Raw genomic sequence first — 4,601 nt, forward strand, 5'->3', positions numbered from 1 at the left:
CGTGACGCTGACTCGCCGTATATCGGTGATCTCCGGCGGACCGGGCACCGGTAAAACCACCACGGTTGCGAGGCTGCTGGCGGCATTGATTCAGATGACCGACGGCGAGCGCTGTCGTATTCGCCTGGCGGCACCGACGGGAAAAGCGGCGGCGCGTCTGACCGCATCGCTGGGCGCTGCACTGCGTGAGCTGCCGCTGACCGATGAGCAAAAGAAACGCATTCCGGATGATGCCAGTACGTTGCATCGGCTGTTGGGTGCGCAGCCCGGCAGCCAGCGCCTGCGCCATCATGCGGGCAACCCCCTGCATCTTGATGTGCTGGTGGTGGATGAAGCCTCGATGATTGATTTGCCCATGATGTCACGCCTGATTGATGCGCTACCGCCGCACGGGCGGGTGATTTTTCTTGGCGATCGCGACCAGCTGGCGTCCGTTGAGGCGGGCGCGGTGCTGGGGGATATCTGTGCCTTTGTGAATGCCGGGTTTACCCCCGAACGCGCAAAACAGCTGAGTCGGCTGACCGGCAGCACCATTCCGGCGGGCGTGGGCACCCAGGCCGCCTCTTTGCGGGACAGCCTCTGTCTGCTGCAAAAAAGCTACCGTTTCGGCAGTGATTCCGGTATCGGCCAGCTGGCGTCGGCGATTAATCGCGGTGATAAAGCCGCGCTGAAAACGGTATTCCAGCAGGGATTTAGCGATATTGAAAAACGTACCCTGCGCAGCGGGGAAGACTATGTCGCTATGCTTGAAGAGGCGTTAGCCGGATATGGCCGCTACCTGACGTTGTTGCGCGAAGGCGCAGAGCCGGGGGCTGTCATTCAGGCATTTAATGAATATCAGCTGCTGTGCGCCCTGCGAGAAGGGCCATTCGGCGTAAGCGGACTGAATGAACGCCTTGAACAGGTGATGGTACAAAAACGTAAAATCCAGCGTTCCGCGCATACCCGCTGGTACGAGGGGCGACCGGTAATGATTGCGCGTAATGACAGTTCGCTGGGGCTGTTTAACGGAGATATCGGTATTGCGCTCGATCGTGGGCAGGGGCTGCGGGTATGGTTCGCTTTGCCGGATGGGTCCATCAAGTCGGTGCAGCCCAGCCGTTTGCCGGAACATGAAACCACCTGGGCGATGACGGTTCACAAATCGCAAGGGTCTGAATTTGATCATGCGGCGTTGATTTTGCCTAGCCAGCACTCGCCCGTTGTCACCCGCGAACTGGTATATACCGCCATTACCCGCGCGCGCCGCCGCCTGTCGTTGTACGCCGATGAGCGGATATTAACTGCGGCTGTTGCTATTCGCACGGAACGTCGCAGCGGGCTGTCTGCGCTGTTTAATGACGGCATTACAGAGTAGGTTTTGTTGGCCGGATAAGGCATTTATGCCATATCCGGCAACGACCTCTATCCCAAATCTGCCATCAGCACTTTTGACCGCCGCTGATAGTTGTACATCTCTTTCTTACTTTCCGGTAGCAGGTCGATATCCACCGGGGTAAAGCCGCGCTCCTGAAACCAGTGAATGCTGCGCGTGGTCAACACGAACAGCTTGCTGAGCCCCATTTGTCGGGCTTGCACGGCGATCCGCTCCAGCAAAACCTCGCCACGCGACGAACTACGATAGTCCGGATGCACCGCCACGCAGGCCATTTCGCCAATTCGTTCTTCCGGGAAAGGGTACAACGCGGCACAGGCGATGGTCAGGTTATCGCGCTGAATAATGGTGAACTTGTCGATCTCCATTTCCAGTTGTTCGCGCGAGCGGCGAACCAGAATACCTTGCTGCTCTAGCGGGCGGATCAGCTCCAGGATCCCGCCGATATCATTGATGGTTGCGCGACGGATCTGCTCGGCACTCTCCATCACGATTTGCGTCCCAATCCCGTCACGTGAGAACAGTTCTTGCAATAGCGTGCCGTCTTCCTGATAGCTAATCAGGTGGCAGCGGCGTACCCCGCTACGACAGGCTTTGACTGCACCCCGCAGGAAGCGCACGGTACCGGAGCTGTAGTCACCGATCGCTTCCTGGGCTTCAACGCGCGCCTGGGCCTCGTTGGGGAACAGTTCAGACACAATATCGCCATCATCGTTAATGACCCCTTGCGAGGAGCAAAAGCCGATCATCTTTTCCGCCTTCAGTTTGATGGCTAACTGAGTGGCGACCTCTTCAGACGTCAAGTTAAAGCTCTCGCCGGTCACGGAAACGGCGACAGGTCCCATCAGAACAATGGCGCCGCTGTCCAGTTGGCGGTGAATCGCCTCTTCATCAATACGACGAATGCGCCCGCTGTGGCAGTAATCGACGCCGTCATCCACGCCCAACGGCTGGGAGATAATAAAATTCCCGCTGACCACGTTGATGTGCGCACCCTGTAAGGGCGTATTGTTCAGGCTCATCGACAGGCGTGCAGTAATATCAAGCTGGAGCAGACCAGCTGCCTGTTTGACCAGCTCCAGCGTTTTGGCGTCGGTCACGCGCGTATTCTTGTGATACACCGGCTCATGATGATGCGCAGCAAGATTGGCATCAATCTGTGGCCGTGCGCCATACACCACAACCAGGCGAATGCCGAGGCTATGAAGGAGTCCAATATCATTGACGATACTGGAAAAATTTTCATGCTCGATGGCTTCGCCGCCCAGCATAATGACAAACGTTTTTCCCCGATGGGTATTGATATAGGGAACAGAATGGCGGAATCCCTGTACCAGCTCGGTTCTACGCTCCTTCACCACGGCACACCTCTATTGCATGGTTATTCGTAATTTGTGTATTTTTATTCTGTTTTCGCGTTGTGCGCAAGCGTAATTTTTATTCCTGCTAAAGATTTTTCCCAGTAATGCCGTGAATATAAAAAGAATGTTTACCCTTTTGTAGATGACAGATTATGCGTCATTCGTTAAAGTTTCCAGTCAATTCGGACGTTTTACGTATTACCTCTACTAAAGATTTCTTTTGCTCGGGAGAAGCATGTCGGGATCCAATTCAGCAATCAGTCGCCGCCGTTTACTGAAAGGTGCGGGTGCTATGTGGCTTTTGAGCGTCAGTCAGGTCGGTTTGGCTGCCGTGAGTCAGGTCGTTGCGGTGCGCGTATGGCCAGCGTCCAGCTATACCCGCGTCACGGTAGAATCCAATCGTCTGCTGAAATACAAACAGTTTGCCCTGAGTAATCCTGAGCGTGTGGTGGTAGATATTGAAGGCGTCAATTTGAACTCGGTGCTTAAGGGTATTGGGACGCAGATCCGCCCGGACGATCCGTACATCAAGTCGGCAAGAGTCGGGCAGTTTGACCCGCAGACCGTGCGTATGGTGTTTGAGCTGAAGCAAAATGTGAAGCCACAGCTTTTTGCGCTGGCACCGGTAGCGGGCTTTAAAGAACGACTGGTGATGGATCTCTATCCGGCCAATGCCCAGGATGTACAGGATCCTCTGCTGGCGTTGCTTGAAGATTACAACAAGGGCGATCTGGATAAGCAGGTGCCGCCTGCGCAAAGTGGTCCACAGCCGGGTAAAGCGGGGCGCGATCGTCCGATTGTCATTATGCTCGATCCCGGTCACGGCGGAGAAGACTCCGGTGCCGTGGGGAAATACAAGACGCGCGAAAAAGACGTGGTGCTACAAATTGCCCGCCGTCTGCGCGCGCTGATTGAGAAAGAAGGCAACATGAAGGTCTTTATGACGCGAAATGAAGATATCTTCATTCCGCTGAAGGTGCGCGTGGCTAAAGCTCAGAAACAGCGTGCCGATCTGTTTGTCTCTATTCACGCCGATGCGTTTACCAGCCGACAGCCCAGCGGTTCGTCGGTGTTCGCACTCTCCACCAAAGGCGCGACCAGTACGGCCGCAAAATTTTTGGCGCAAACCCAGAACGCCTCGGATCTTATTGGTGGCGTCAGCAAGAGTGGTGACCGCTACGTCGACCACACTATGTTTGATATGGTGCAGTCACTGACTATCGCCGACAGCCTGAAGTTTGGTAAAGCGGTACTGAATAAACTCGGTAAGGTGAATAATCTGCATAAGAACCAGGTTGAACAGGCCGGGTTTGCGGTACTGAAGGCCCCTGATATTCCGTCTATCCTCGTGGAAACGGCATTTATCAGTAACGTTGAAGAAGAGCGTAAGCTCAAAACAGCGACGTTCCAGCAGGAAGTGGCGGAGTCGATTCTGGCAGGGATCAAAGCGTATTTTGCCGATGGGGCGACGCTGGCAAGAAGGGGATAACAAAAAAGCGCTGAAAAGCGCTTTTTTTACGGGCCGTAGAAACAAAAAAACACCCGTCAGGGTGCTTAATGTATTGGTTGCGGGGGCCGGATTTGAACCGACGACCTTCGGGTTATGAGCCCGACGAGCTACCAAGCTGCTCCACCCCGCGTCACCGTACTGCTTTCTATTTTATCAAATTTGATTGGTTGCGGGGGCCGGATTTGAACCGACGACCTTCGGGTTATGAGCCCGACGAGCTACCAGGCTGCTCCACCCCGCGTCCGTCTTTTTGCTTTGTATTTGTGATTCGAACTACTTCGCAAAAATCTTACATCAAATTTTAATTGGTTGCGGGGGCCAGATTTGAACTGACGACCTTCGGGTTATGAGCCCG

General features: G+C 54.7%; 3 protein-coding genes and 2 tRNA genes. 2 read left to right on the top strand and 3 right to left on the bottom strand.

The window, feature by feature from the left end; all coding sequences use genetic code 11:
- Window positions 1-1,357, top strand: a 1,357-nt coding sequence (gene recD, locus FDW95_RS06990; RefSeq protein WP_249358944.1) for an exodeoxyribonuclease V subunit alpha, incomplete at its 5' end; no start/stop codon positions are given.
- A gap of 47 nt (window positions 1,358-1,404) precedes the next feature.
- On the opposite strand, the gene argA is transcribed toward recD, so the two are convergent.
- Window positions 1,405-2,736 carry an amino-acid N-acetyltransferase gene (argA, locus tag FDW95_RS06995; RefSeq protein ID WP_096755859.1) on the bottom strand — a complete coding sequence of 444 codons (1,332 nt, stop codon included), beginning with the start codon at window positions 2,734-2,736 and terminating at the stop codon, window positions 1,405-1,407.
- A 235-nt stretch (window positions 2,737-2,971) separates the two neighbouring features.
- Here argA and amiC point away from each other — a divergent pair, with 235 nt between their 5' ends.
- Complete coding sequence (amiC, locus tag FDW95_RS07000) at window positions 2,972-4,225, top strand: N-acetylmuramoyl-L-alanine amidase AmiC (RefSeq protein WP_096755860.1); 1,254 nt, start codon at window positions 2,972-2,974, stop codon at window positions 4,223-4,225.
- A 74-nt stretch (window positions 4,226-4,299) separates the two neighbouring features.
- On the opposite strand, the gene FDW95_RS07005 is transcribed toward amiC, so the two are convergent.
- Window positions 4,300-4,376: transfer RNA gene (locus FDW95_RS07005), tRNA-Met, on the bottom strand.
- Window positions 4,377-4,410: 34 nt separating this feature from the next.
- Window positions 4,411-4,487: transfer RNA gene (locus FDW95_RS07010), tRNA-Met, on the bottom strand.
- Window positions 4,488-4,601 lie beyond the last annotated feature (114 nt).

Source organism: Citrobacter sp. wls718 (assembly GCF_005280945.1).
Classification (GTDB): Bacteria; Pseudomonadota; Gammaproteobacteria; order Enterobacterales; family Enterobacteriaceae; genus Citrobacter; species Citrobacter gillenii.